Here is a 23,525-nt window from a genome sequence, read left to right on the forward strand (position 1 = left end):
CTTATAATTTTCTTGATTTTCTAACTTGAGATATTATATAATTCCCTTTTATAATCTCATAATTTTCACAAATACAATAGTATTTTCCGCTTGAGTAAAAGTTGTCTGTTACTTCAAAATAAAGTTTGCCATCAATATCTCTGCCACAGCCAGTAATAACAGCAAAATGGTCGGTTGTTAAATCCTCATTTGCATATCCTTCCCGGTAATGTAATCCAACCATTACAGGAGTTTTTGATTCCATAGCTTGTTTCAAATAAATAAGAGAGTTTTCAAACATTTCTTTTTGAATACCTTTTTTCATTCCTGCAACATCTGAGCTTAAATACAACTGAAAAATATCATCATTTAACTCCTTAGTTCCATCCCATTTTTTATTCCATCTTTCAGTTTTAACCCAGTACCCTAAATCTTTTAATTGCTGTAAAGCATAATGATAACACTCAGGTGTATTAGTCCAACTTAAACTAGAACCATATGTTACTTTTTTTGAATCTGATACTAAAGATGGGAAAAAAGACCAATCTTTGTCTTTACAAATACTACTCTTTTTTTTGATTACTTTTACTTGCCCGCAAAACACATTTTTATATTTTCCTTCTATATCAAAATATTTCTTGTTGTCGTTAGCATAAAAATTGATAAAAAAAGTTTTTTCTGTTTCTGTGTTTATTTCAACATCAAACTCTATAAGAGTACTTTTTTTCTTAGTATAGTCTACTAAAAAACTCTTATCGTCTGTTATTTTTATACTTTCCTTTTCAGTAAGCTCTTTCTCTCCTTTAGCCAAGGCTATTTCAGGTTTTATATACCCATCATCATCATAAAACTGGTCTGTCGTACCATTTTTAACAGTGAATTTTAACGAGAGTTTTTTACTTTCGGTAGTAAACACCATCAAAGTATATTTATCTCTAATTGATTTACTAATTTTATCTGATAATGTTACTTTTTCATCCTTTTTGTAAACTAAAGATGTTTCTTTTACATCGTCATAATCTATAGGTTCGGCATCTAAACTTACAATGGGGGTAAATTCCCACATTTCTAGAGGTTCTATAGAAAAAGTATTACTAGGGTTTCCGCATTCGGTTACAGTAGCCATATTATTCGTGTTTTAGGGGTTTTACAGTTAGTTTCTGAGTATCTTTTGTTATTAGAATATCTTTTAAAATATTCTTTTCTAAAGGGGTTTTATTATATTCAAAATTAAAGGGATATTTATTTAGGTCTATATCTACTTTGTTATTCTTCATCTCTTTAGAAACAATTACTAACTCTACAAGTTGGTCGGGTTTTACTTTTTTAACCTTTTCTTTTGTTTCTATATCTTCAAAATAAATATTTAAAACTTTTTTACTGTTAGTATTCTCCTGTGCTTTATAAGGAGTTTCTTTTATAGGAGGTATAAAACTCTCTTGCCAAGGTTTTATATAACGAGTACGGCTTTTTCTACGCCAATCGGTACTATTATTAAAAAAACGATAATCTTGCATTGCAGGCGATATAGTTAAGGTAACCTGCATACCTTTTTGGTTATCAAAAACCTCATGGTAATTTATAAGTACCCCATCTTGAAAGTTGTATTGGAATAGCTCTACTCCATCAAAATCATCCTCATAAAAAACGACTTTCCCGTCTCTTAATAGATAAAGATTAAAAGGATGACGTATTTTTTTATTGTCTTTTCTATCGGCTATAATCCATTCAATAAAGGTATCATCGTACATTTCTGGTTTAAAAGTAGCCGTAAAAGCACCTCCCATTAGGGCTGATGTAGGTTTACCGTTCCAATCGGTAAGACGAATATAATTTAAACTAGTAGAGATTAATTCTCGTTCCTCTCCACACACAAAGAGTTTGGCTTTTATGTTCATAGATGTTTTTTAAGGGTGGTACAATTTTTTGACCCTAAATATATAAAACATTTAGAAAAATAGTAGATAGTTTTCTGATTTTTAAGCTACTCCTGTATTTTTAGAATAATCCACTTTTTAAGTACTAAGATTGTACGTGTATAAACATTCTCATGTGCTTAATCAGAAATTACAATATTCTCTAAGTAAGTTTCATAAAACAACTTAATTATCTCCTATAATCAAATTCTTAATCCGAAAACGCTAAAAACCATATTGATTTATAGTTTTTTATTATATTAGCTAGCACTAAAAAATTGTAAAAAATACGTTTGTACTCTCTTTATGGTTATATAAATGAACTGTAGTACACATTCAACCCGACTAAATGGGAAATTATAATGAAAAGACTTATACTATTTTTACTATTTACCAACTTGTCTTTAGGTGTAAACGCTCAAAATAAAGCTGACATATTAACCTACAAAGAATATGTATCAAATATTGGTTATAAATGCGAGGAAACTCCCGAACCAAATCCTTGTGCTGGAATACAAATGTATTTAATATTAAACTTCTCCAAAGAACAAGTATTAATAACCGAAAAAGATATTTCTAGTTGTGGTTCTGAGTATATTACTTCAATATTAGAATATAAATGGGAGCTAACACAAGATTCTATTATTAGAATTTACAGTAAACCTGAAGAAATAGAATATAAATTCTTAAAGGACTTAGTTTTGAAAATAGAAAATGGCAAAGTGATTGGAAATAAAAAATATTGGAATAATAAAATAGATAAATTTATATTTAAAGAAAAGAGTAAAAAATAAAGCATACTATAACAAGCCGTATATAATTTATTGCTAGTTCTACTCTACTTATGAACTTAATTGTTGAAACACTCATTAAATCTGAAGCCAACAAATGAAAGAAAATCAAATATTATTAACGAAACTACTCTTAGTTTTTCTGTTATATTTGACTTATTGTAATACTGTTTATTCTCAAAACACGTTATATCCACTATCTTTTAAGGCAAATAAAGGCAACTATAGTGATTCTTACGGAGAGTATTTTTATCATATAAAAAAAGAAGAAAATAAATATAAATTAACAAATAAAAAGGGGGAGTACATTTTTAAAGAGGCTTTTGATACCATTATAAAAAATGGTTTTTTCATTAAAACATTAAGTAATGATTCTATATCCATTTATAGAATTTCCAACCTAGAAAAGATAGAAATTCCCAACTTAAAACAAGTATATTTTGCAAGAAACGGTCTAGAAGTATTGACTAATAAAGGAGCTCAATATTTTGATAATTCTATTACAGAAATTGATTACTTCCCAAAAGTAAACCTTTTTACTTGCGGAACTGTCTATTCTGAACAGTATACGTTAAAATATAATAAAAAAACAAAAAAGTATAGCATTGAATTATCTAAAGGTTATCTTGGAGGAATACGAGATGAAACAGTTCTAGAGTTTATTAACCTTCCTGACAACATTGAAAATTTGAGTTTTCTAAATGGTAAAAGATACACTTCTGAAAGTGTCAATAACAAATATTATACCTATCCTAATCTTATTAAAATAGTAGAAAAAGGCAAAAGTGGCATTTACTCGTATTCTCTTGATGACGCAAAATTTCCCATAGAAAAGAAAATCACAAAAAAAGAAAAATTAATAAGCAATTATGTTATTGATAAAGTAACTGGTGATACTATCTTTATTGATATACCTGAGATTATCACTCCTATTGAACCAATTTCATTTACAAAAAAAGGAAGTATTGAACCTAAGCAAATATTGCCTGTAAAATATAATAGTATTTTTCAAAACGAAGATAATGGGTTAATTTACCTCTATAACAATAATCAAATAGGTATTTATCCTTACCATACAACTACAAGCTTTGATTTTTTTAATAAAAAAACAACTTCATTTTATGAAATTAGTAAAAACGGAAAACAAGGTTGGATAGACATTATAACTTTTGAAGAATACTACTTTTGAGCTGAAAACGTTTGTTAACAAAGTATAAAACAATAGCTGCTTAGTCGCTAGAAAAACAATTAGAAAGGCATGTATTTAAACAAAAAGTTAATTCTTAAAACCCATATTCTTATGCTAAAACCGCTGTAAATAAACTAAAAATGAAACACACCTTTTTAATCCTGCTTATATCCTCATTAATAATTAGTTGTAGATATGATACAAATAAAAAAGAGCAACAAGTAACAAAAACTAAGTCCACTAAAACTCCTTCTAAAACTTCGATAAAAAATGGTGATACTATTATAGTAAAAAAAATCAATAAGACAGACTATGACTATTATATAAAATCGTTTTCTTATTTATGGGTTACCCCAAAAGATACTCTTGACTTTAAAATTAACGTTAAGGAATGGGATATAGATAGTACCAAATCTCATATTAGCATAAATATAAGACATTTAACTATGCATTCAGAAAAAATATTTTTTTCCACAGCTGTAAAATATCTTAAAAAGTGTATCCCTATTATTAAAGAAAATTTCGCATTAAAAAACATAGGGTCTATACAATTTGAAGGTACTTACGCTTACAAAGATTTTACAACTTATTTACCTAAAGAATATGAAAATAAATATGGTAAAGAAAAAATAACCGATTTAGAATTGGATAATTTTCTTAAACAATCTAGAATGGATATTGAATTGAAAAAATTATTACTTTCTTTAAAAAAAGACACTTATAGGTATGGTATAGAAAAATTTGAAGTTCGTAACGCAGATATTTCTGGAATATGTATTTTAGTTAGAATTACAAATGATGAGTAAAAAATTATTATCAACAATCGCTAAGTAACTCTTTAAGAAAAATCCCGCAACATGATTAATAATCATCTTGCGAGATATATCCTAAAATTCCACCTCTTTCGGTATCACATTTTCTGTAACCACTTCTTCAGATGTAATCGGGTCGAGTTTCCCTGAATAAATATTGTATTTCAACTCATCAAGTGGCTTGTCTTGATAACGGTTTTTATCTGTGTAAATAAAGTTGGTTTTGTAATGATTTGTTTTCTCGGTAAAGAAAATACAATCCCCATCAAAACCACTTTTAGCACCTCCTCTCATTTTACCATCTGCGGTTTGTTGGAAGATGATAAAAAACAATTTTCCGTCGTACTTCTTTCGCAAGTCTTTGTCAATTTCAAATTTGCTATCCAGTTCCTTTAACTTAGCAAAACTATCAATCACAATCACATCGTTTTCTCTAATCAACTTATCTAATTGGTTTAAGTTTTCAATATCAGGATTGGACAAATTACGTTCTGCTACCTCATTAAAATACATATCTGCTTTGTCCCAATACAAAGCACTTTCAGGGTATTCTTCCATAGAAGCATGACCGACCTTGTATTTTAGAGCTAGTACATTGATAAACTTAAAAGCAAAGTGTATTTTGCTTGAACCTCGTTTTCCTGCTAGGGTAATCACTAAACTTTCTTTGGTCTTTATCTCTAGCTTGCCTAAAAAGCTTGCCAATACGGCATCCTCAATTTGGTAATACTCAAAGGTTCTATGTTGTAGTTGCTTTCGTTTGTAAGCTACCGAGTTTGTATTGAAATTCCCTGGTATATTGTTTTTGGATTGAGGCTTTGACTCTCTTTTAACGGGTCTGTTTAAAGCAGGTGTTTTCCTTGGCTTTTGGGTTGCTTTTTGACTCTTTTTTACCAGTGATTTGTAAAACTTTGGTTCTTTGTTAGTGTCAACTTGTAAGAGATAATCCACCGCTTTTTGTGATTCACTAGCTGTACGCATCAGAAGCTTTGTATCTTCTTGCATAAATTGTAACGCCAATTGCCAGTTTTTTTTAGGTAATCCGCGTAATTTACCTGCGTCTTCCATAAATCTCCTGCTTGTGCGAATAAAAACACCGCTCCAAATCCCTGCCGAGGTCACAAAAACCTAGTTAGATATCTAACTGGGTTTTGTTTTATTATAGTTTTACATACTAGCTCCTCCCTACTACTGTTTTGTCTTTTACAACTACATCTTCCAATACTTCAATAACAAATCCATAATATCTTACTAATTTGATAACAGGGTTAGGGTTAATTATGTTATTTACAGACTCTATACGAAGTATATTATCACAATCTTCTAAATCAAAATTTATTTTATAACAAGGAAACTCCTTTTGGAGCTTATCCAAAAGAAGTGTTTCCTCTTCAACTGATTGTACAGATGTTTTAAAGACTTCTACCATTAAAAAGATATTACGTTTAACTATACTGCTCGTTATAATTAATCATCCAATGGACACCAAACTTATCGACAAAACTTCCAAAATAATCTCCCCAAAATTGGTCTTCCATAGGCATTTCAATTTTTCCATCTACAGAAAGCCTATTAAACAAACGATCTGCTTCTTCACGACTTTCAGGGTGCAGTGAAATATAATTATTGTTTCCTTTATTAAGCTTATGCCCCATATAAGGAACTGTATCTGACGCCATTAAAATAGTATCTTTTGATAATGGTAGCGAAATATGCATTATACGATTTCTCTCATTTTCCGGTAATTTTCCTACATCAGGAGCGTCACTCATTTTCATATTTGCAATGAATTCACCGCCAAATACCGATTTGTAAAAATTGAATGCTTGTTCTGCATCTCCGTCAAAATTTAAATAAGGATTTACTTTCATTTTTCTTGTTTTTAAGGTTATTGTTTATTTTAACTTTTCTTTTCTGCTAATTCTTTTATTTTACCCATTGCCTTAGGCCATGTATCTAAAAAGAAGCTTTTATACGCTTCAACTACATCCATTTTTACTGTTAAATGTGTTTTGTTATTAACTCTCTCTAACACGTATTCTTCTGTAGCTCCAGCCCATTCTTTTGCTTCTTTACCTTTTAGGTTCTCTATACCATTTTCAACAACCCCCAAGTGCTCAAAGAGCATATATTCATTAGGAATTTTTTCTTTAATTTTACTTACCATTCCTCTACCATCAGGCGTAAGAAATAGTACCTTGCTCCCTTCTTTCCAATCTGTTTTAGCATAAGACCCTTCAGAAAAAATTGCTGTCCATTGTGGATATGTTTTATCATTCCAAAGAACCTCCCATACCTTTTCGGTACTAGCATTGATAATTTTTGTAAATTCTTGTTGCGCTTTCATAATAATAGTACCTTTAATTTAAATTGTAAAACAGATTAAATAAATGCCCATCTAAATCTTCAAACACACAAACGTAGTAACCGTTATCATCATAAAACTTTTTCTTGTCTTTTCTAGGATCAAAACGGATATGCCCTCCTGCTTTTATTATTTTTTCTATCAATGCATTAAGTTCCTCTTTACTTTTGGCCGAAAGTGTAAACATTATTTCATTACTACTATTAAGATTTGCTACCTCACCTTCAAAGCTTTCTTTTAACTTTTCCTTTTTAAAAAAGTGGATTACAAACTCATCTTCACCAAATAAAAAACTTACTATTTCATTTGTAGGAACTCCATTAAGTTTAAAACCTAATGTCTGATAGAATTTTTGTGTACGTTCTATATCCTCTACTCCTAAGTTTGCCCATATTTTCATCGTTTTTATATTTTTATATTTCTAATAATTTGTTTTACTTGATAAATGTGACGCTGCGTGTGTGCAGTGTTAAATCCTATCCACTCAATTCGTGTAAATGGTCCATATTCAGGAATTTCAAAATCTAAGCACAGTTTTGATAAATCCATTTTCTTTGAAAAATCATTCACCCATTGTATTTTGCTTTTTAACTCCGTCAACAAAATTTCTTTGTTAATAAACTCTTCGGTTGGTATAATCTCTTTAGGTGAATTCATTTTTATATCGAAATTCAAAAACAAGTGTTGTATTTCTGATAATTTTTCATACGGACTTCGTTTTATATCTTTTACCTTTCCGTTTAAAACACCTGATACCTCATACGATTTATTAAGGTGTTCTCCTACCTGCGCTACTGTCCAACCGCTATCCTTTGTTCTTTTATTTAATTGTTCTTCAGTTAAAGATGAAAGCAACCTTAATAATTCCATAGTTGCAGTGTTATATTCATTTAAAAGTTCTTTATCATTCATTTTTTCTTGGTTTGTTGATGAGTAACATAGACAAAATAACTACTCTCCTCACCACTTAAGCATTTGATTACCAAAGATAAAAAGTCTTATTCACACTTCAAAGGTATATTCCCGACAATACCAAGGGTTGATTGCGACAAATGCTTATCTTATATTTGAAATAGATTAATCCCTTGAAACACAACTCATGAAACATATTTCTATTCTTGTACCAGAAGGAGACTCTAGCTTGAGTAATTTAGAGGCTACTTATAAGATGTTTACCATGGCTAATGACGCTTTATTAAAAGCTGGTAAACAACCAATGTTCACAACGCATCTTGTTGGCACACACAAAGAAGCAAGATTAAGCAGCGGACTATTTAGTATTATTCCTAACACTACAATTGCTGATGTCCAAAAAACGGATTTGATTATTATCCCAGCTATTCATGGAGATTATGATCAAGTAATTTCAAAAAACAATGCTTTTATTCCTTGGATAAAAAAACAATATGCTAATGGTGCTGAAGTTGCGAGTCTTTGTATAGGTGCTTTTTTATTAGCTAGCACAGGGTTACTTAACGGTCAAGACTGTGCAACACATTGGTTGGCTGCTGATGAATTTAGAAAAATGTTTCCTGATGTTAATCTTGTTGATGATAGGATTATTACCGATGAAAACGGTTTATACACAAGCGGTGGAGCTTATTCTTCTTTAAATTTAAACCTTTATTTGGTAGAAAAGTTTGCAGGACGTGAAATGGCTGTACTTTCTTCTAAAATTTTCGAAATAGATATTAATCGAAATAGTCAGTCTCCTTTTATTATTTTTAAAGGCCAAAAATCTCATAACGATAAAGATATTTTAAAAATTCAGGAACATATTGAACAAAATTATCAGCAAAAAATAACCGTTGATGAACTTTCTGAAAAAATAGCTGTAAGCCGTAGAACTTTTGAAAGACGTTTTAAAAAAGCAACTACCAATACTGTAATAGAATATGTGCAGCGTGTTAAAATAGAAGCTGCTAAAAAAGAGTTTGAGAGAGGTAATAAAACGGTTAATGAAATAATGTACGAAGTTGGTTATAATGACCCAAAAGGATTTAGAGAGGTTTTTAAGAAAGTTACCAATATGACTCCTTCTGAATATGCTAACAAATATCGTAAAGCAGTTTATGTTTAATTTTAAATAATACATTTGACGTCTTTTCAATCCATAAAAAACTTTTATAAGCCCATACAACCATCGGTTAACTCTAAAACTAATAGCATTTCATATATTGAGTTAAAACCCGATATTAGGTTAGAAAATTATATTTACTGTTTTTGGCAATTAAAAACTAAAAAACCATTACAAAATTCTTTCTCTTATCGAGTTGTCTCTGACGGTTGTATTGATATTTTCTTTAACAAAAAGAATGTTTCTGAAAGCTTTATAATGGGTTTTTGCAGAAAATATGTTGAGTTTCCTATCGGGAATGATTTTGATTATATAGGAGTTCGCTTTCTTCCTTCAGCTTTTCCTTTATTATTTAACATCAATGCTAAAAAACTAAGTAATCAATCACAAGAACTAAAACTTTTTTTACCTCACTTATCCGAATGGATACAAACAACTATTAGTTCGAACAATTCGATGAAAAACATTGTGAAACTTCTTAATATTAAGTTTATAAGTTTAACTCAAAACCTACCTTTACAAAATGACTCTCGTTTTTTTAAAGCTTTATCTCTTATTTTTTATCATAAAGGTTATTTAGATATTGAAAAAGATTTGAATACTGGTTTAAGCACTCGCCAATTACAAAGAATTTTTAACTACCATATTGGCACAACACCAAAGGCTTTTAGTAATGTTGTTCGGTTTCAACAAGTTTTAAACGAAACCACATCTAAACAAAGTTTGAAGAACAACAAGCTTTATTTAGACCTAGGTTTTTTTGATCAAGCTCACTTTATCAAACACTTTAAAACTTTTTATGGTGTGCCCCCCTCTAAAGCTCTTTTTTAAAATCTGTCCGATTTATACAATCAAGCTAAAACTCTTGATGCTAAATTTGTTTCAACAAAAATGTAGAACATGAAAAAATTAATAATAATCGTGTTGATGCTAACTGTTGTATCTATCAACTCACAAACATTCAAAAAGATGAAACTGAACGCTGGTATTATAACCGAAAAACTACAAGAGACTAAAAAATTTTATACTCAAACATTAGGCTTTGGGGTTACTTTTGAAAATGATTTTTACCTCCTATTACATTCACCTAATAAATCTTCAGAAATTAGTTTTCTACTTCCAAATCACCCTAGCCAGAAACCTATTTTTCAATCAGGTTTTAATGGTAAAGGAGTATATTTAACTATTGAAGTAGAAAATGTAGACAGTTACTACAAACAGCTAAAAGAAAAAGGAATACGTATTGAAATTGAGTTAAGAGATGAACCTTGGGGCGATAGGCATTTTGCAATTATTGATCCCAACGGAATAGGAATTGATATTGTTACTTATTCTAAACCCGAAGAAAAATAAAACTCTTCTTTATAACTTTAACACACTGCATTACGTTTCTTAAACTGGCTTAAGTTTTAACATTACTAGGAATAATACCTTTGGTTTATAAAATTAAAAATCATGAAACAAAGACTAAACATTCAAGAATTAGAGCCTAATGCTTACAAAGCTATTTTAGAAATTTCTAAATATCTTGGAGAAACAGCCCTTTCAAATAATAGTAAGAATCTTATAAAAATAAGAGCCTCTCAAATTAATACTTGTGCTTATTGTATAGAAATGCATACTGCTGAGGCTCTAAAAAACGGAGAGAAACAAAACAGAATTTTTGCTTTAAGTGCTTGGAAAGAATCTCCTTTATTTTCTGAAAAAGAAAAAGCTTTGTTAGCTGCTACTGATGAAATAACACAAATAAGCAACAACGGATTAACAGAAGATACCTTTCAGAAACTTAAAGAGTACTTTACCGATAATGAAATAGCACAAATTATTATACAAATAGGGGAAATTAATATTTGGAATCGTATCGCAATATCTACACAAATGTTTCATGCAACTTCTAACGTTTTATAGTCTATTATAAGACTTCGTAACAATATTAATTTATCAAGTTTTTATCTAAGTTTTCTATAGAGCTGCTTTTTAGGTAGCTCTATTTCTTACCTTTCGTTGTACCCTTTTCCTTCTATCATTTTTGGGATAGACTTCTCTATTCTTGACAAGCGTGTTTTTGATTGTTTAGCTTGAGAAAAATACAATAAGTAACTTCTTTGTCTTCCTGGGGTTAGTGCTTCAAAAATTGTTTGTATATCTGGATTTTCTTGCAGTACTTCTTTAAATTCATTTACCATTTCGAATTCTGAAGTTTTCTTAGTTTTTACTTTTAAACCTGCTTTTTCAACCTCTATAGCTTCGAAAATATATGCTTTGATAGTTGATATTAAATCTATAATTTCTTCTGGCTTTGCAAACCTAATTTGACGAGCCGATTGTACATTTTCTGTTTGTTGAATTAAAATCTCATCCGTATCTTTTAATAATGCTCCTTTATGAAAAAGTAATGCACAATAATCTTTAAAACCATGAATTAACACTATGTTTTTTCCTTGAAAAGTATAACAAGGATGCATCCATTTAAAACCTTCTTCAAGACCACAACCCAAACAAATTTGTCGTAACAATTTTGTTTCTTCTTTCCATTTTTTTATGTTTTCTATATACTTATCTACTTTTTCCATTTCAAACTTACTTTATAATTCTTTTTATTCTTCTATTATCTGGTCTTAAATACCAAGATAAAACTGTTATTATTAACAATATTAAAGATGGTACCGCTTCAATAAAACTCTGACCCACGGCGACATGAGAAATTGCTGCTCCAGACATAGCAAAGAAGAAGCCTGCATATGCCCATTCTTTTAATAGAGTTAATTTAGGAGCTAGAATAACAATTACTCCTAATATTTTCCACACACCTAAAATGCTCAATAAATATAACGGGTATCCTAACGCTTTAACAATTTCATTGTATCCTCCAATTTGTAACATCTGCTGAATACCTCCTGCGAACATTCCTATTGATAGAAATATTGTCAATACCCAATACGTAATGTTTTTTACTTTCATACTTTATATAATTTATATACAACTTCTTCTAATCGTTGATGTGCCCAATTAATGCCCATTTTAAATGGAAGTTTTAAATTTTCATCCCTATCTTTAACCGATTGGTAAATTACTTTCTTAATAAGCTTACTCTTACTATCTGTTAATTTTTCAAACGTAAAAACTTCTAACTGCACACCAAAAGGCATACTATCCATCTCAAAAGTTCTAATAATTTTTTTCTGAGGAATAAACTCGTGAATAACTCCTTTTATCAAATGTTTATTTCCTGTTCCATCAGTCGTTTCAAACTGATAGCTTCCATTTGCTTCACTTTCAAGCTTTAGTACCTTTGTATCCATCCATTGTTCAATGATTTCAGGATCAACATACGCCATAAATAAGTGCTCTATCGGCAAATCAAATATTCTATTTATTAAAATTTCTTGTTCTCCAGCTTCAGCTGTAACTTTGGTCTTCTGCTCCATATTTTATTTTTTTTTATAGTTTTTCATAACAGACTCTAACTTATTATACCGTTCATCCCAAAACTCTCTAAAAGGCTCAATAAAAGCTGCTATTTCTTTCATTCCCTCTGGATTTAAATGATAGTATATCTCTCTACCTTTATGCTCCTGTTTCAGAATATCACATTCAGATAGTATTTGTATATGCTTAGAAATTGTTTGCCTTGAATACTCAAAATTATTGGCTATTGCAGATGGAGTCATGGCATGAAGCGCTACTAAAGAAATAATAGTTCTACGGGTTGGATCGGCTATGGCTTGAAATACATCTCTTCTTAACTTCATTACGCAGTTATTTAACTGCTAATATAAAAGAAGTTATTTGACTGCGCAAATTTCAAGACTTAAAAACAAAGAATAATCAACTAATATTCAAACGTCTAAACATCAAAATACCTTTTAAAAGATTAACTTCCTTTACAATATTTGTTCCTATATTCAATAGGTGTTAGCCCTGTAATCTTTTTAAAAACATTTCTAAAAGCTTTGGTATCCGAATACCCTACTTCATACATTACCTCTGTAATATTTTTTCTAGTACTTTCAAAATGTCTCTTGGCTGCTTCAATTTTTACACGCTGATGATACTGAATAATGGTATTATTGGTAGCCTGTTTAAAACGTCTTTCAAAACTTCTTCTGCTAACGGCTACTAAGTTTGCCATATCATCAACAGTAATTTTATCTTTATAATTTGCTTCTATATACTCTTGTACTTTTGCAACCTCCAAATCATTATGATTTTTTTGCCCTGTAAACATTGTAAACGCTGACTGACTATCTCTATCGATATCAATTGCAAAATATTTAGAAGCTAAAATAGCTGTATCTCTATCAGTATACTTTTCTAAGAGATATAATAATAAGTTCCAATAAGAATTTGCTCCTCCACTAGAATAAATACCATTTTCTTCGGTAATAATACTACCGTCAGTCACCTCAACATCTGGAAAAGTTTCTTGAAACTCGTTGTAAAATGCCCAATGTGTAGAACATTTCTTCCCATTCAAAATTCCTGTTGAAGCTAATAAAAACGCACCAACACATAATGAGGCCACTTCAGTTCCTTTTTTATAATGTTTTACAATCCAAGGAATGGCTTCTTCATTAAGTTTAACTGCTGTTTTCATATCTCCAAAAAGCGCCGGTATTATAATAAGATCTGTTTGAGTAACTTCATGTAATAACTTATTTGTATGAACAGAAAACATACCATTATTAAAACTAATTTCTTTTTTACTCCCTACAAGGTTTATCTTAAAAAGAGGTTCTCGATTATTAGATCTTAAAAAATCATTAGCTGCAGAAAACATGTACTGCGGATCGGCAACAGACTCTATTACAGCGGACTCTGGAACAAGGATAGAAACGTTTTTCATAAAACAAATATAAGAAATTGGCGTAATTAGCCCTTAAAAACGCCGTTATACCACCCAAAGAAAACTTTAAATTAATCTCATCTTTGTAATATTAACATTAACACCTTAAAATCATGGAACAAATAACAGTTAAAACAACAATTAAAGGAACTCCTAACAAAGTATGGGATATATGGACAACTCCAAAGCATATAAAAACATGGAATACAGCTTCTGAAGATTGGCATACTACTCGCGCTGAAAACGATTTAAAAGTTGGAGGAAAATTCTTATCAAGAATGGAAGCTAAAGACGGAAGCTTTAGTTTCGATTTTACCGGTACTTACGATGAAGTAAGCCCTCTTGAGTGTATTGCATATACCATGGATGATGGTAGAAAGGCAAAAACAAACTTTACACCAAAAGAAGACTATACTGAAGTTATAACAGTTTTTGATGCAGAAGCTCAAAACTCTATTGAAGTACAAAAAGGAGGATGGCAAGCTATTTTAGATAATTTTAAAAGGTATGTAGAAAACCAATAAGGTTAACTAAGTATAAAAACTTATTATTATGAAAACTAATAAAACTATATTTTGGATAACTACTATTATCATTGTTCTTTTTGAAGGTCTTATGCCTGCATTATTTTCTCAAACGGAACTGGCAAAAGAAGGAATTAAACACTTAGGATATCCACAATATTTCGGAAATGCTTTAGTTATTTTTAAAATATTAGGAGCTCTCGTTTTAATAATTCCTAAACTACATAAAACGATAAAGGAATGGGCATATGCTGGTTTTAGCTTTGTTTTTTTATTTGCTGCTATAAGTCATGCTGCTATTGATGGACTTACTCTTAATTCCTTTTTACCAATTATAGCACTTGGCATTTTAGTCTTGTCTTATATCAATTATCATAAAATAAATACTATAACCAATTGATTCACTAACTTTAAATAATGAGCCAATTAATAACTTATCTTACGTTTAATGGTAATTGCAGAGAAGCAATGCTTTTTTACCAAAATTGTTTGGGTGGTGAATTATATTTTCAAACCTTAGAAGACTCTCCTAAAACTGAGAGTCTTCCTAACAATTATAAAAAATATATTGTACAGGCTTTTCTTAAAAAAGAAAATATGTTATTAATGGGTACTGATTTATTTGATGAAGACAAATTATTACAAGGAAATACTATTGCTATCCTTCTGAAAAGCTGTAATGAAACTGAGATAAGACAATACTATTCAAGTTTAGCCGAAAAGAAAACAATAGCGTTCCCTTTAAAGAGAAACCATTGGGGCCATTTATTTGGAAGTATAACCGATAAATACGGAATACGTTGGTTATTTAGTTGTAGTAAGAAATAAAAAAGTGTAACGAAGTTTTAAGTTCGTTACACTTTTTTAAAATTAGTGATTAGATGTTTCATCTGCTTTTACCTCACCTTTTAAGCTCATTTCCATATTGTGATCGTATTGACAACAACCTGGTAAATTCCCGTAAGCTTCTTCATTTCCTGAAACTTTATCAGTATCGTAACCAGATGCCGCAACTGCATTGTGAATTGCATCTAAATTCGTTTTTGAATCATCAAACGACACATTGACTTGTTTTCGTGCTTTGTCCCAATCTACCGATGCTACTCCATCAACATCATTTACTGCCTTTTCTATGGTACTTTTACACATTCCGCAGTTACCTCTTACTCCAAAAGTTGCAGTAGCCATTGCTACTTCTTTTCCTGAAGTTTGCTCTGTTTGTACTTCTTTTGTTTCTGTTTCTTTTTTAGCTTCGTTTTTACAACTTGCTAAACCAATAGTAGCCAACATAGCCACTCCTAAGATTACTTTTCTCATTTTGAATTGAAATTTAATTATTATTTATTGTTTCTTTTACTTCACCACATTTTAGCATCATATCACCAAAATATGGGTTTAACACTTGTTTTTCTTTACTTAACCAATAAGCACCTTTGTCACTATCTGCCATAGGACAGTACTGTTTATAAGTAACTTCATTAATCCCGAAAGACTGAACTGCTTTAATAAAATTATCAGATACTATTTTAAAATACTTTCGTTGTATAGCAACATCAGTTGTTTTTGCTATTTCTGCATTACTTGATTTTAATGCAGGAATTAATTGCATCCATTGTTGGTGTGTTGCTTTATTAGTTAGCAACTTCATGTCTATCGACATTAAGTTTTTTTGCAGGTTTTCAGCACTGGTTTTTGCTGCGTTAGCATCCGTTTTTACTAAAGCATCTTTTAACTCTATATACCCTTCATAAGCCTTTTGCAATTGCTCTTTAAACTTTTTAGGTGTGCTAAAAGATTCTGTAATTTCTTTAGTATGATTCATCATTGACTTCTTTCCTTGCAATTGTGCTGAGGCATCTATGGTAAACACTCCATTCGTCACAATCTCCTCTCCTGACTCTAATCCTTTTTTTATTTGATAATTCTCACCTACTCTTCCTCCTAACACAATCTCACGCATTTCAAAAATTGGTTTGCTAGCGTCTGGTTTTACATATACAATAGAACGCTTTCCTGTCCACAACACTGCTGTTGCAGGAATACTTAATTGTTGTTCAGTTTGTTTTTCTTCTGCTTCCACTTTCCCTGTAACAAACATTGCTGGTTTAAACTTTCCTTGACTGTTATTCAATACAGCACGCATGGTTACTGTACGTGTTTCTGGATTTAACACAGGGTTGATAAATGAAACTTTTGCATTAAAAGTTTCGTTAGGGTAGGCATTGGTAGTAATTTTTATACTTTGCCCTACTTTAAAATTACTGATTTGATTTTCATACACATCAAAATTTGCCCATACCGAATTCAAGTTAGCTATTTTCAATAAAGCTTGTCCTTGACTTACATAATCTCCCTGTTCTACTAATTTTTCTGACACCGTACCAGAAACCGTAGCATATACAGGAAAGTTTTCTTTGACTTTTCCTGTTTTCTCTATCTGATTGATTTGTTTCTCTGATAGCTTCCATAATTTCAATTTATTTCTAACTGCTTTGTACAATGCGGGTTGATTTTCTTTTACAGAAGCTGCTGTTAATAATTCTTGCTGCGCTTTTACCAATTCAGGAGAATATACCGTTGCTAATAACTGACCTTTGTTTATTTTCTCTCCTGTAAAATTCACATTCAAACGTTCTATTCTTCCTGCAAAATAGCTTACCTGTACTGCATTCGACTTTTCGTTTTCTGCTATTTTTCCTGATAGTGTAATTGTATTATCAGCATTGATAGCATCACCAATCACAGTAGTTTGTACGTTCGCCAACGCCAATGCATTTTTAGTTAATTTAAACTGATTTGCCGCCAATCCATCTGCGCTAGCTTCCGCAGGAATTAAATCCATCCCACAAATAGGGCAATCTCCTGGTTCTGGTTGCATAATCTGTGGATGCATAGAACAAGTCCACATTTTATTCTTCTCTACTGTATTATGATCGTGTGCTGCTTCATTATTTGAAGAACCTCCAAAAAGCAGCCATCCTAAGAACAGTCCAGCGATTAAAATTGCTATATAAACTATATATTTTTTCATCTTATTTAATTAAATAATTAATTATGGTACTTTGTGTGTAGTAATTTACTTCTGATGTAATCATATTCATTTGAAATTTCAATTGTAATTCCTGAATATCTAACACATCGTTAAAATCTATTGTTCCTGTCTCGTAACTTTTTACTAAGATTTGTTCTGCATTTTTTGCTTGCTCTAAATTTTTAAGTTGTGTTCGATAACTTATTACAGATGATTTCCTATCTGAAACCGCTCTGTACAACACAGATTCTAAAGTATTATATCGTTGTTCCTTTTGTGAAATAATTTCCTTTTGTTGTAACTTATTTTGTTTGCTTATAGATTTATTTTTCTTATTGAAAATAGGAATTGACAACGATACCATTGGCATTATAATATCCTTGCCATTATCAGCCATATCCATATCCGTGCGCTTTTCAACATTTACATAATCAAGTCCAAAACCAATCATAGGTTGTTTTTCTTTTTGATTTAAGAACTCTGATTTTTCTACGGAAACATGCAACTTATCAAACTTCATCAACTCTGGATGTAACTTTAAAGTACTTGGTTGTATTTTAGCTACTTCTGTCGGAATTCGTAAACTATCAACTACTGAAACTGGTGTGTTAACATCTTGATTCAGTAATTTATTAAATGCTTTTCTCATTCCTAAAAAAGTTTCTTGCAACACTTCTTTTTGTTGTGCTAACTCATTTTGTCTTATTTGTAACCTTAACACATCTACTGCAGATGCTTTTCCTACTTCAACTGAAGTTAATGCTAACTTTTCATAGGTTTCTAGTAATGCTATATTCTCCTTTAACACTTTTTGTTTCGCTTTAACTTCATAGAGTTTGTAATACGATTGCGCTACCGATGTTGCTAGTTTACGTTTCACTACTACAATATCTTGATAAGCTGCATCTGCTAATGAAGACACATAGTTTTCTCGTGCTGTTATGGTTCCGAAGAAAGGAATCATTTGTTTTACAGATAGTTTAAACTTCTGCGGACCAGTACGTGTTTCTGGTGTACTTACAAAGTATCCTGCCCCAAACTCAGTATTTGGTAGTGTATTTACCTCTTCTTTTTTCTCTGAAATACGCTTGTACTGTGTATCAAACTGCTGTACTTCAGGGTTATTTTCTAAGGCTATGTTTATGTATTCCTGTAAGTTTTGCGCATTTGAAAAGTGAAAAAATAAAAGTGAAAAACTAAAAGTGAATACTTTTTTTGAATGAAAAGTGAAAAACGAAATACCTAAAACTATCCAGCCCATTATTATGTGAAATATAAAAATTATAAACTGCTTCATGATATGGACTTTTTTGATGTTTTTATTGAACTTAACAACATTGCTACTAATTCTTTACAAACTGAATGTAGTGACATATATCTATCTTCAACTAAATAGTTAGTATCTTTTAAAAGGTCTAACCAATACAAGGTTTCATTGGCTTCTTTTAATGCAATACTCATTTTATAAATAAAGTCTTTCTTACTTTGCGCAAATTCAGCTTCTCTTATTAAAGCTCCTACAGCTGTACCACTTCTCAAAAGCTGCTTACTTAAGATATATTCTTTTTTATCGGCAACCAAACACTGTGAAAGCTTCACAATCTCTAATGCAAACACATAACTTTTATCTTTTAAAATACTCATATTTAAAAATTTTACACTTTACACTATTCATTTTTAACTTTCCTTTTTAATAAAAACTCTTCTCTCCAACTATACAGTACTGGTACAATAAAATACGAAGTAACATCTATAATCATTCCTCCAAAAGCAGGAATCGCCATCGGAATCATAATATCACTACCTCTTCCTGTAGAGGTTAATACTGGCAACAAGGCTAAAATAGTAGTCGCTGTTGTCATTAAGCATGCTCTAATACGTTTGTTTCCTCCGTGTAATGCAGATGCTCGAATAGCTTCAATAGTTTTAGGTTTATCTTTAGTAAATGTCTGTTTTAGGTAGGTAGCCATTACCACACCATCATCAGTTGCAATTCCAAACAATGCTATAAACCCTACCCAAACAGCAACACTTAAATTAATTGGATGCATTTGAAATAGCTCTCGCAAGTTTTCTCCAAATACACTAAAATTCAAGAACCAATCTTGCCCGTATAGCCACATCATGATAAATCCTCCTGCAAAAGCTACTGTAATTCCTGTAAACACCATTAATGAAGTAGCTACTGAACGGAACTGAAAATACAGTATTAAAAAGATAATCATCAATGCCAATGGCACTACTACCGATAAGGTTTTTTCTGCTCTCAATTGATTTTCATAGGTTCCTGTAAACTGATAAGATATTCCTTTAGGAACGACTAGTTCTCCTGAATCTACCTTTTGTTGAATTGCTTTTTGAGCAACCTCTACTACATTTACCTCAGCAAAACCATCTAACTTATCAAACAATACATATCCTATTAAAAATGTGTCTTCACTTTTAATCATTTGAGGTCCTTGTTCGTAACGAATCGTTGCTAATTCACTTAATGGAATCGGAGCTCCTTTAGCTACTGGTACGTAAATATTTTCTAAATCGGTCGGATTAGATCGTAACTCTCTTGGATAGCGAACACGAATTCCATAACGTTCTCTTCCTTCTACCGTTTGCGATAATTGCATACCTCCTACAGCTACTTTCAACACATCTTGTACGGTTTGAATGGTAATTCCGTAACGAGCTAATTTCTCTCTATCAATATCAATTAGCAGATAAGGTTTCCCTACAATTCTATCAGCAAAAACAGCTTCTTTTTTAACTCCTTCAACTTCCTTTAAAACACCTTCAAGCTCTACGCCAAAAGCTTCAATTTGTTTTAAATCTTGTCCTTTTACTTTGATTCCCATCGGTGCACGCATTCCCGTTTGCAACATAACCAATCGGGTTTCGATAGGTTGTAGTTTTGGTGCCGATGTTACTCCTGGCAGCCTTGTTACTTTTACAATTTCATTCCAAATGTCATTGGGTGATTTGATATGCGGACGCCAATTTCGGAAGAACTCTCCATTCTCATCAGGAATAAGTTCCTCATTTGCATTAACAGTTTGCCTCGCTTCACCTTTTTTCACTCGTAATGACGTTCCGTTTTTCAATACAAAATCACCATTTTTATCAACCTTGAATCGTTGACGCTCTCCTTCAGCATTTAAAGCATATTCTGGTTTGTAATTAATTATGTTTTCATACATCGATAAAGGTGCGGGATCTAATGCAGAATCTGTTCTCCCTGCTTTACCTACAACCGTTGCTATTTCTGGAATATTCGCAACTGCCATATCTAATTGTTGTAATACCCGCTTATTCTCCTCTACACCTGAGTGCGGCATAGAAGTCGGCATCAATAAAAATGACCCTTCATTTAACGAAGGCATAAACTCTTTTCCTGTATTCTTAAAAATGAGGAACCCACAAATTAACACTGTTAACGGAATGATTAAAAACAATCCTTTATTATTCAGTGCCCATTGTAATATTTGATTGTACTGTTTTTGAAGTAAACTGAAAAAACCTAACAATCCAAAACAAATAAGTGCTACAAATAAAAGATTGGTAATAATACTTTTATCAACACCTAAAGGTCTCCAATATTCTGCTAACAAACCAACAATTGCTAATGCTGATATAACAATATTGATAGTATTTACTGGCAATGTTAAGCTATACTTGGAAAACGAAAAATAAACTGCTTTTTTTCCTGAGTAATTACTCCAAAACTGCACTGCTCCGAAAGCTGTTAATGCTATTCCTAGCCAGTTTCCGTAAAACAAAGCGATAATACCCAACGCAATTAAAACTCCATTTAAAATATACTTAAAGTTTTTCGTTAGCTCTTTTTTTCTGAATAAAATAGCTGCAAATGGTGGTATTAAAAACAATGCTACTACAATCGCCGCTATTAATGCGAATGTTTTAGTAAATGCTAGTGGACGGAATAATTTTCCTTCAGCACCAATCATAGTAAACACCGGAATAAAACTAATAATAGTTGTCATTACTGCAGTTACGATTGCTCCTGAAACTTCAGCTGTTGCATTGTATACTATTTGATTAATAGATAGAGGTTCCTTGTCATTCGTACCTCGTTCTGTCGGAATGACTTCTTTTCCTTCTCTTTTCTCTAAATGACTAATAATGTTTTCGGAGAGTATGACCCCGACATCTACCATTGTTCCAATAGCAATAGCAATTCCTGATAAGGCTACGATGTTTGCATCAACTCCGAAGGCTTTCATTGCAATAAAAACCATTAATACTGACACAGGTAGGAGTCCTGAAATTAATATAGAAGCTCGTAAATTGAATACCATTACAACAATTACTAAAATAGTAATGAGTATTTCTAATGTAAGTGCTTCGTTCAACGTATCTAAAGTTTCATGGATTAACTCAGTACGATCATAAAACGGAACTATTGTTAATTGAGAAGTTCTACCGTCTTTTAACTCCTTACTTGGTAAACCTGCACTTAATTCTTTAATCTTCGCTTTTACATTGGTAATTACCTCTAAAGGATTCGCTCCGTAGCGTGATACAACCACACCTCCTACTACCTCAGCACCTTCTTTATCTAAAATTCCTCTACGAGGCTCAGCTCCTAATGATACTTTTGCGATGTCTTTTACTCGTATTGAAGTATAATCTTTAGCAGTTACTACAGCATTTTCAATATCTGCTATAGACTTTACATACCCTAAACCACGAACTAAATATTCAGCTTGATTTATTTCTATCGTTTGTGCTCCAATATCTTGATTACTTTGCTTTACTGCTGCTACAATTTGTTGTAAACTGATATTGTATTGACGCATCAACTCTGGCTTTACGTCTATTTGGTATTCTTGAACATAACCTCCTATTGAACTTACTTCAGATACTCCATTTGCAGATGAAAGTGCATATTTTACATAATAATCTTGTACACTACGTAATTCATTTAAATCCCAACCTCCAGTTACATTTCCATCTTCATCACGTCCTTCTAGTGTGTACCAAAAAATTTGACCTAAACCTGTTGCATCAGGGCCTAAAGAAGGACTTACCCCTTCTGGTAATAAATTACTTGGTAATGAATTTAGTTTTTCAAGAATTCGAGAACGACTCCAATAAAAATCAACACCTTCATCAAAAATGACATAAATACTCGATAGCCCAAACATTGATGAACTACGAATGGTTTTTACTCCTGAAATCCCTAATAAGGAAGTTGTTAATGGGTAGGTTATTTGGTCTTCTATATCTTGCGGAGATTGTCCGTCCCACTTTGTAAAAACAATTTGTTGGTTTTCACCAATATCAGGTATAGCATCAACTGCTACAGGGTCGCTTGGTAAAAAACCTGTATCTAAATTAAATGGTGCATTTACAGTTCCCCATCCTACAAATAAAACGAGTAATATAACTGCTACCAGTTTGTTTTCTATTAAAAATTTGATGCTTTTATTTAGCATAAAAAATGATTTTTAAACAATTAAACATTGATGTTTTAAAAAACATCGAATACGACAAATCATCCTATTTAATTTCTCAAAAGGACGAATAATTATTGTTTAAAAAATCAAATTAAATATACTTCATCAAGTACGTGAATATCCTTGATGACCAGTGGAGGTATGTAATTTTTAAAAGGAACTACTTTATCGTGAACTCCTTCAAATAAATTAACATAACTGTAGTAAAATGAAGCTATAAAGACTTGTTGTTCAAAAGACAATTGATCCAAAGATGTGATTTTTAAAGTGTCTTGACCTTCAACTACTGAAGCCACATCTTGACAACAGTTCTTTTTCATTACTGAACAATCTTCAGGTTTTGTTTCTTGCTTCATATCCATTCCGCAAGATTCAGCTTTTACAAAATAGCTTGTACCTACTAACATGTCTCCACAAAAGTGACTGTTAACAGTAAACGACATTGTAGACAATAACACTACAAAAGTCATTAAAATAGACGCTATTTTATGAAATGCTTTTTTCATTTTACACTACAAAAGTAC

29 protein-coding genes are annotated in these 23,525 nt (G+C 31.3%); 10 read left to right on the forward strand and 19 right to left on the reverse strand.

The annotated features are described in order from the left end of the window. Position 1: 1 nt before the first annotated feature. Both ACQYZ7_RS09340 and tssD read right to left on the reverse strand, forming a co-directional pair. Positions 2–1,105: a hypothetical protein gene (locus tag ACQYZ7_RS09340; protein WP_430729481.1), complete on the reverse strand. Its 1,104-nt coding sequence runs from the start codon at positions 1,103–1,105 to the stop codon at positions 2–4. 1 nt (position 1,106) lies between these two features. Beyond that, entirely contained in the window at positions 1,107–1,877 is a 771-nt protein-coding gene (gene tssD, locus ACQYZ7_RS09345; RefSeq protein ID WP_430729482.1) for a type VI secretion system tube protein TssD, read from the reverse strand. A 380-nt stretch (positions 1,878–2,257) separates the two neighbouring features. On the opposite strand from tssD, the gene ACQYZ7_RS09350 reads away from it, so the two are divergent. The 3 genes from ACQYZ7_RS09350 to ACQYZ7_RS09360 all read left to right on the forward strand — a co-directional run bounded on the left by ACQYZ7_RS09350 (position 2,258) and on the right by ACQYZ7_RS09360 (position 4,681). Next, the gene (locus ACQYZ7_RS09350; protein ID WP_430729483.1) at positions 2,258–2,689 is read left to right on the forward strand and encodes a hypothetical protein; all 432 of its coding nucleotides are present in this window, start codon (positions 2,258–2,260) and stop codon (positions 2,687–2,689) included. Positions 2,690–2,783: 94 nt separating this feature from the next. Then, positions 2,784–3,875, forward strand: coding sequence for a hypothetical protein (locus tag ACQYZ7_RS09355; protein ID WP_430729484.1), 1,092 nt, complete (start codon positions 2,784–2,786; stop codon positions 3,873–3,875). 140 nt (positions 3,876–4,015) lie between these two features. Next, entirely contained in the window at positions 4,016–4,681 is a 666-nt protein-coding gene (locus ACQYZ7_RS09360) for a hypothetical protein (protein ID WP_430729485.1), read from the forward strand. A gap of 81 nt (positions 4,682–4,762) precedes the next feature. On the opposite strand, the gene ACQYZ7_RS09365 is transcribed toward ACQYZ7_RS09360, so the two are convergent. The 6 genes from ACQYZ7_RS09365 to ACQYZ7_RS09390 all read right to left on the reverse strand — a co-directional run bounded on the left by ACQYZ7_RS09365 (position 4,763) and on the right by ACQYZ7_RS09390 (position 7,964). After that, the gene (locus tag ACQYZ7_RS09365; RefSeq protein ID WP_430729486.1) at positions 4,763–5,755 is read right to left on the reverse strand and encodes a hypothetical protein; all 993 of its coding nucleotides are present in this window, start codon (positions 5,753–5,755) and stop codon (positions 4,763–4,765) included. A gap of 106 nt (positions 5,756–5,861) precedes the next feature. Continuing rightward, positions 5,862–6,116, reverse strand: a complete 255-nt coding sequence (locus tag ACQYZ7_RS09370) for a hypothetical protein (RefSeq protein WP_430729487.1) — start codon at positions 6,114–6,116, stop codon at positions 5,862–5,864. A 16-nt stretch (positions 6,117–6,132) separates the two neighbouring features. Beyond that, the gene (locus ACQYZ7_RS09375; RefSeq protein ID WP_430729488.1) at positions 6,133–6,558 is read right to left on the reverse strand and encodes a VOC family protein; all 426 of its coding nucleotides are present in this window, start codon (positions 6,556–6,558) and stop codon (positions 6,133–6,135) included. 29 nt (positions 6,559–6,587) lie between these two features. After that, positions 6,588–7,034: an SRPBCC domain-containing protein gene (locus ACQYZ7_RS09380; protein ID WP_430729489.1), complete on the reverse strand. Its 447-nt coding sequence runs from the start codon at positions 7,032–7,034 to the stop codon at positions 6,588–6,590. A 13-nt stretch (positions 7,035–7,047) separates the two neighbouring features. After that, the gene (locus tag ACQYZ7_RS09385) at positions 7,048–7,452 is read right to left on the reverse strand and encodes a VOC family protein (protein ID WP_430729490.1); all 405 of its coding nucleotides are present in this window, start codon (positions 7,450–7,452) and stop codon (positions 7,048–7,050) included. 5 nt (positions 7,453–7,457) lie between these two features. Further along, positions 7,458–7,964 carry a DinB family protein gene (locus ACQYZ7_RS09390; protein WP_430729491.1) on the reverse strand — a complete coding sequence of 169 codons (507 nt, stop codon included), beginning with the start codon at positions 7,962–7,964 and terminating at the stop codon, positions 7,458–7,460. A gap of 187 nt (positions 7,965–8,151) precedes the next feature. On the opposite strand from ACQYZ7_RS09390, the gene ACQYZ7_RS09395 reads away from it, so the two are divergent. The 4 genes from ACQYZ7_RS09395 (at position 8,152) to ACQYZ7_RS09410 (ending at position 11,037) form a co-directional block, all read left to right on the forward strand. Further along, entirely contained in the window at positions 8,152–9,132 is a 981-nt protein-coding gene (locus ACQYZ7_RS09395) for a GlxA family transcriptional regulator (protein WP_430729492.1), read from the forward strand. Positions 9,133–9,147: 15 nt separating this feature from the next. Further along, positions 9,148–9,960 carry an AraC family transcriptional regulator gene (locus tag ACQYZ7_RS09400; RefSeq protein ID WP_430729493.1) on the forward strand — a complete coding sequence of 271 codons (813 nt, stop codon included), beginning with the start codon at positions 9,148–9,150 and terminating at the stop codon, positions 9,958–9,960. Between the two features lie 138 nt (positions 9,961–10,098). After that, the gene (locus ACQYZ7_RS09405) at positions 10,099–10,482 is read left to right on the forward strand and encodes a VOC family protein (protein WP_430729602.1); all 384 of its coding nucleotides are present in this window, start codon (positions 10,099–10,101) and stop codon (positions 10,480–10,482) included. A gap of 102 nt (positions 10,483–10,584) precedes the next feature. After that, positions 10,585–11,037: a carboxymuconolactone decarboxylase family protein gene (locus ACQYZ7_RS09410; RefSeq protein WP_430729494.1), complete on the forward strand. Its 453-nt coding sequence runs from the start codon at positions 10,585–10,587 to the stop codon at positions 11,035–11,037. A gap of 86 nt (positions 11,038–11,123) precedes the next feature. Here ACQYZ7_RS09410 and ACQYZ7_RS09415 read toward each other — a convergent pair whose 3' ends face one another. The 5 genes from ACQYZ7_RS09415 to ACQYZ7_RS09435 form a co-directional block, all read right to left on the reverse strand. Then, a complete protein-coding gene (locus ACQYZ7_RS09415; protein WP_430729495.1) occupies positions 11,124–11,702 on the reverse strand; it encodes a YdeI/OmpD-associated family protein in 579 nt (192 codons plus the stop codon). A 7-nt stretch (positions 11,703–11,709) separates the two neighbouring features. Beyond that, on the reverse strand, positions 11,710–12,090 hold the full coding sequence (locus tag ACQYZ7_RS09420) for a DoxX family protein (protein WP_430729496.1): 381 nt from the start codon (positions 12,088–12,090) through the stop codon (positions 11,710–11,712). Continuing rightward, the gene (locus tag ACQYZ7_RS09425) at positions 12,087–12,557 is read right to left on the reverse strand and encodes an SRPBCC domain-containing protein (protein ID WP_430729497.1); all 471 of its coding nucleotides are present in this window, start codon (positions 12,555–12,557) and stop codon (positions 12,087–12,089) included. Before ACQYZ7_RS09425 ends, ACQYZ7_RS09420 begins: the two co-directional genes overlap by 4 nt. A 3-nt stretch (positions 12,558–12,560) precedes the next feature. Beyond that, positions 12,561–12,881 carry an ArsR/SmtB family transcription factor gene (locus tag ACQYZ7_RS09430; RefSeq protein ID WP_430729498.1) on the reverse strand — a complete coding sequence of 107 codons (321 nt, stop codon included), beginning with the start codon at positions 12,879–12,881 and terminating at the stop codon, positions 12,561–12,563. Positions 12,882–13,003: 122 nt separating this feature from the next. Beyond that, entirely contained in the window at positions 13,004–13,975 is a 972-nt protein-coding gene (locus tag ACQYZ7_RS09435) for a GlxA family transcriptional regulator (protein ID WP_430729499.1), read from the reverse strand. A 113-nt stretch (positions 13,976–14,088) separates the two neighbouring features. On the opposite strand from ACQYZ7_RS09435, the gene ACQYZ7_RS09440 reads away from it, so the two are divergent. Genes ACQYZ7_RS09440 through ACQYZ7_RS09450 form a run of 3 tightly spaced genes read left to right on the forward strand, consistent with a single transcriptional unit; the run spans position 14,089 to position 15,327 of the window. Then, positions 14,089–14,499 (forward strand): SRPBCC family protein, encoded by a 411-nt coding sequence (locus ACQYZ7_RS09440; protein ID WP_430729500.1) that lies wholly within the window; start codon positions 14,089–14,091, stop codon positions 14,497–14,499. A gap of 28 nt (positions 14,500–14,527) precedes the next feature. Further along, positions 14,528–14,899 (forward strand): DoxX family protein, encoded by a 372-nt coding sequence (locus ACQYZ7_RS09445; protein ID WP_430729501.1) that lies wholly within the window; start codon positions 14,528–14,530, stop codon positions 14,897–14,899. A gap of 17 nt (positions 14,900–14,916) precedes the next feature. Continuing rightward, positions 14,917–15,327: a VOC family protein gene (locus ACQYZ7_RS09450; RefSeq protein ID WP_430729502.1), complete on the forward strand. Its 411-nt coding sequence runs from the start codon at positions 14,917–14,919 to the stop codon at positions 15,325–15,327. Positions 15,328–15,369: 42 nt separating this feature from the next. On the opposite strand, the gene ACQYZ7_RS09455 is transcribed toward ACQYZ7_RS09450, so the two are convergent. The 6 genes from ACQYZ7_RS09455 to ACQYZ7_RS09480 form a co-directional block, all read right to left on the reverse strand. Then, a complete protein-coding gene (locus tag ACQYZ7_RS09455) occupies positions 15,370–15,816 on the reverse strand; it encodes a heavy-metal-associated domain-containing protein (protein WP_430729503.1) in 447 nt (148 codons plus the stop codon). A 13-nt stretch (positions 15,817–15,829) separates the two neighbouring features. Then, positions 15,830–17,530 carry an efflux RND transporter periplasmic adaptor subunit gene (locus ACQYZ7_RS09460; protein WP_430729504.1) on the reverse strand — a complete coding sequence of 567 codons (1,701 nt, stop codon included), beginning with the start codon at positions 17,528–17,530 and terminating at the stop codon, positions 15,830–15,832. Between the two features lies 1 nt (position 17,531). After that, positions 17,532–18,827: a TolC family protein gene (locus tag ACQYZ7_RS09465; protein ID WP_430729505.1), complete on the reverse strand. Its 1,296-nt coding sequence runs from the start codon at positions 18,825–18,827 to the stop codon at positions 17,532–17,534. Beyond that, entirely contained in the window at positions 18,824–19,174 is a 351-nt protein-coding gene (locus tag ACQYZ7_RS09470; protein WP_430729506.1) for a four helix bundle protein, read from the reverse strand. Before ACQYZ7_RS09470 ends, ACQYZ7_RS09465 begins: the two co-directional genes overlap by 4 nt. Positions 19,175–19,197: 23 nt before the next feature. Next, a complete protein-coding gene (locus tag ACQYZ7_RS09475; protein WP_430729507.1) occupies positions 19,198–22,980 on the reverse strand; it encodes an efflux RND transporter permease subunit in 3,783 nt (1,260 codons plus the stop codon). 107 nt (positions 22,981–23,087) lie between these two features. Continuing rightward, complete coding sequence (locus ACQYZ7_RS09480) at positions 23,088–23,507, reverse strand: HYC_CC_PP family protein (RefSeq protein WP_430729508.1); 420 nt, start codon at positions 23,505–23,507, stop codon at positions 23,088–23,090. Positions 23,508–23,525: the final 18 nt, after the last annotated feature.

It is taken from the genome of Tenacibaculum sp. SDUM215027, from assembly GCF_050566205.1.
Classification (GTDB): Bacteria; Bacteroidota; Bacteroidia; order Flavobacteriales; family Flavobacteriaceae; genus Polaribacter.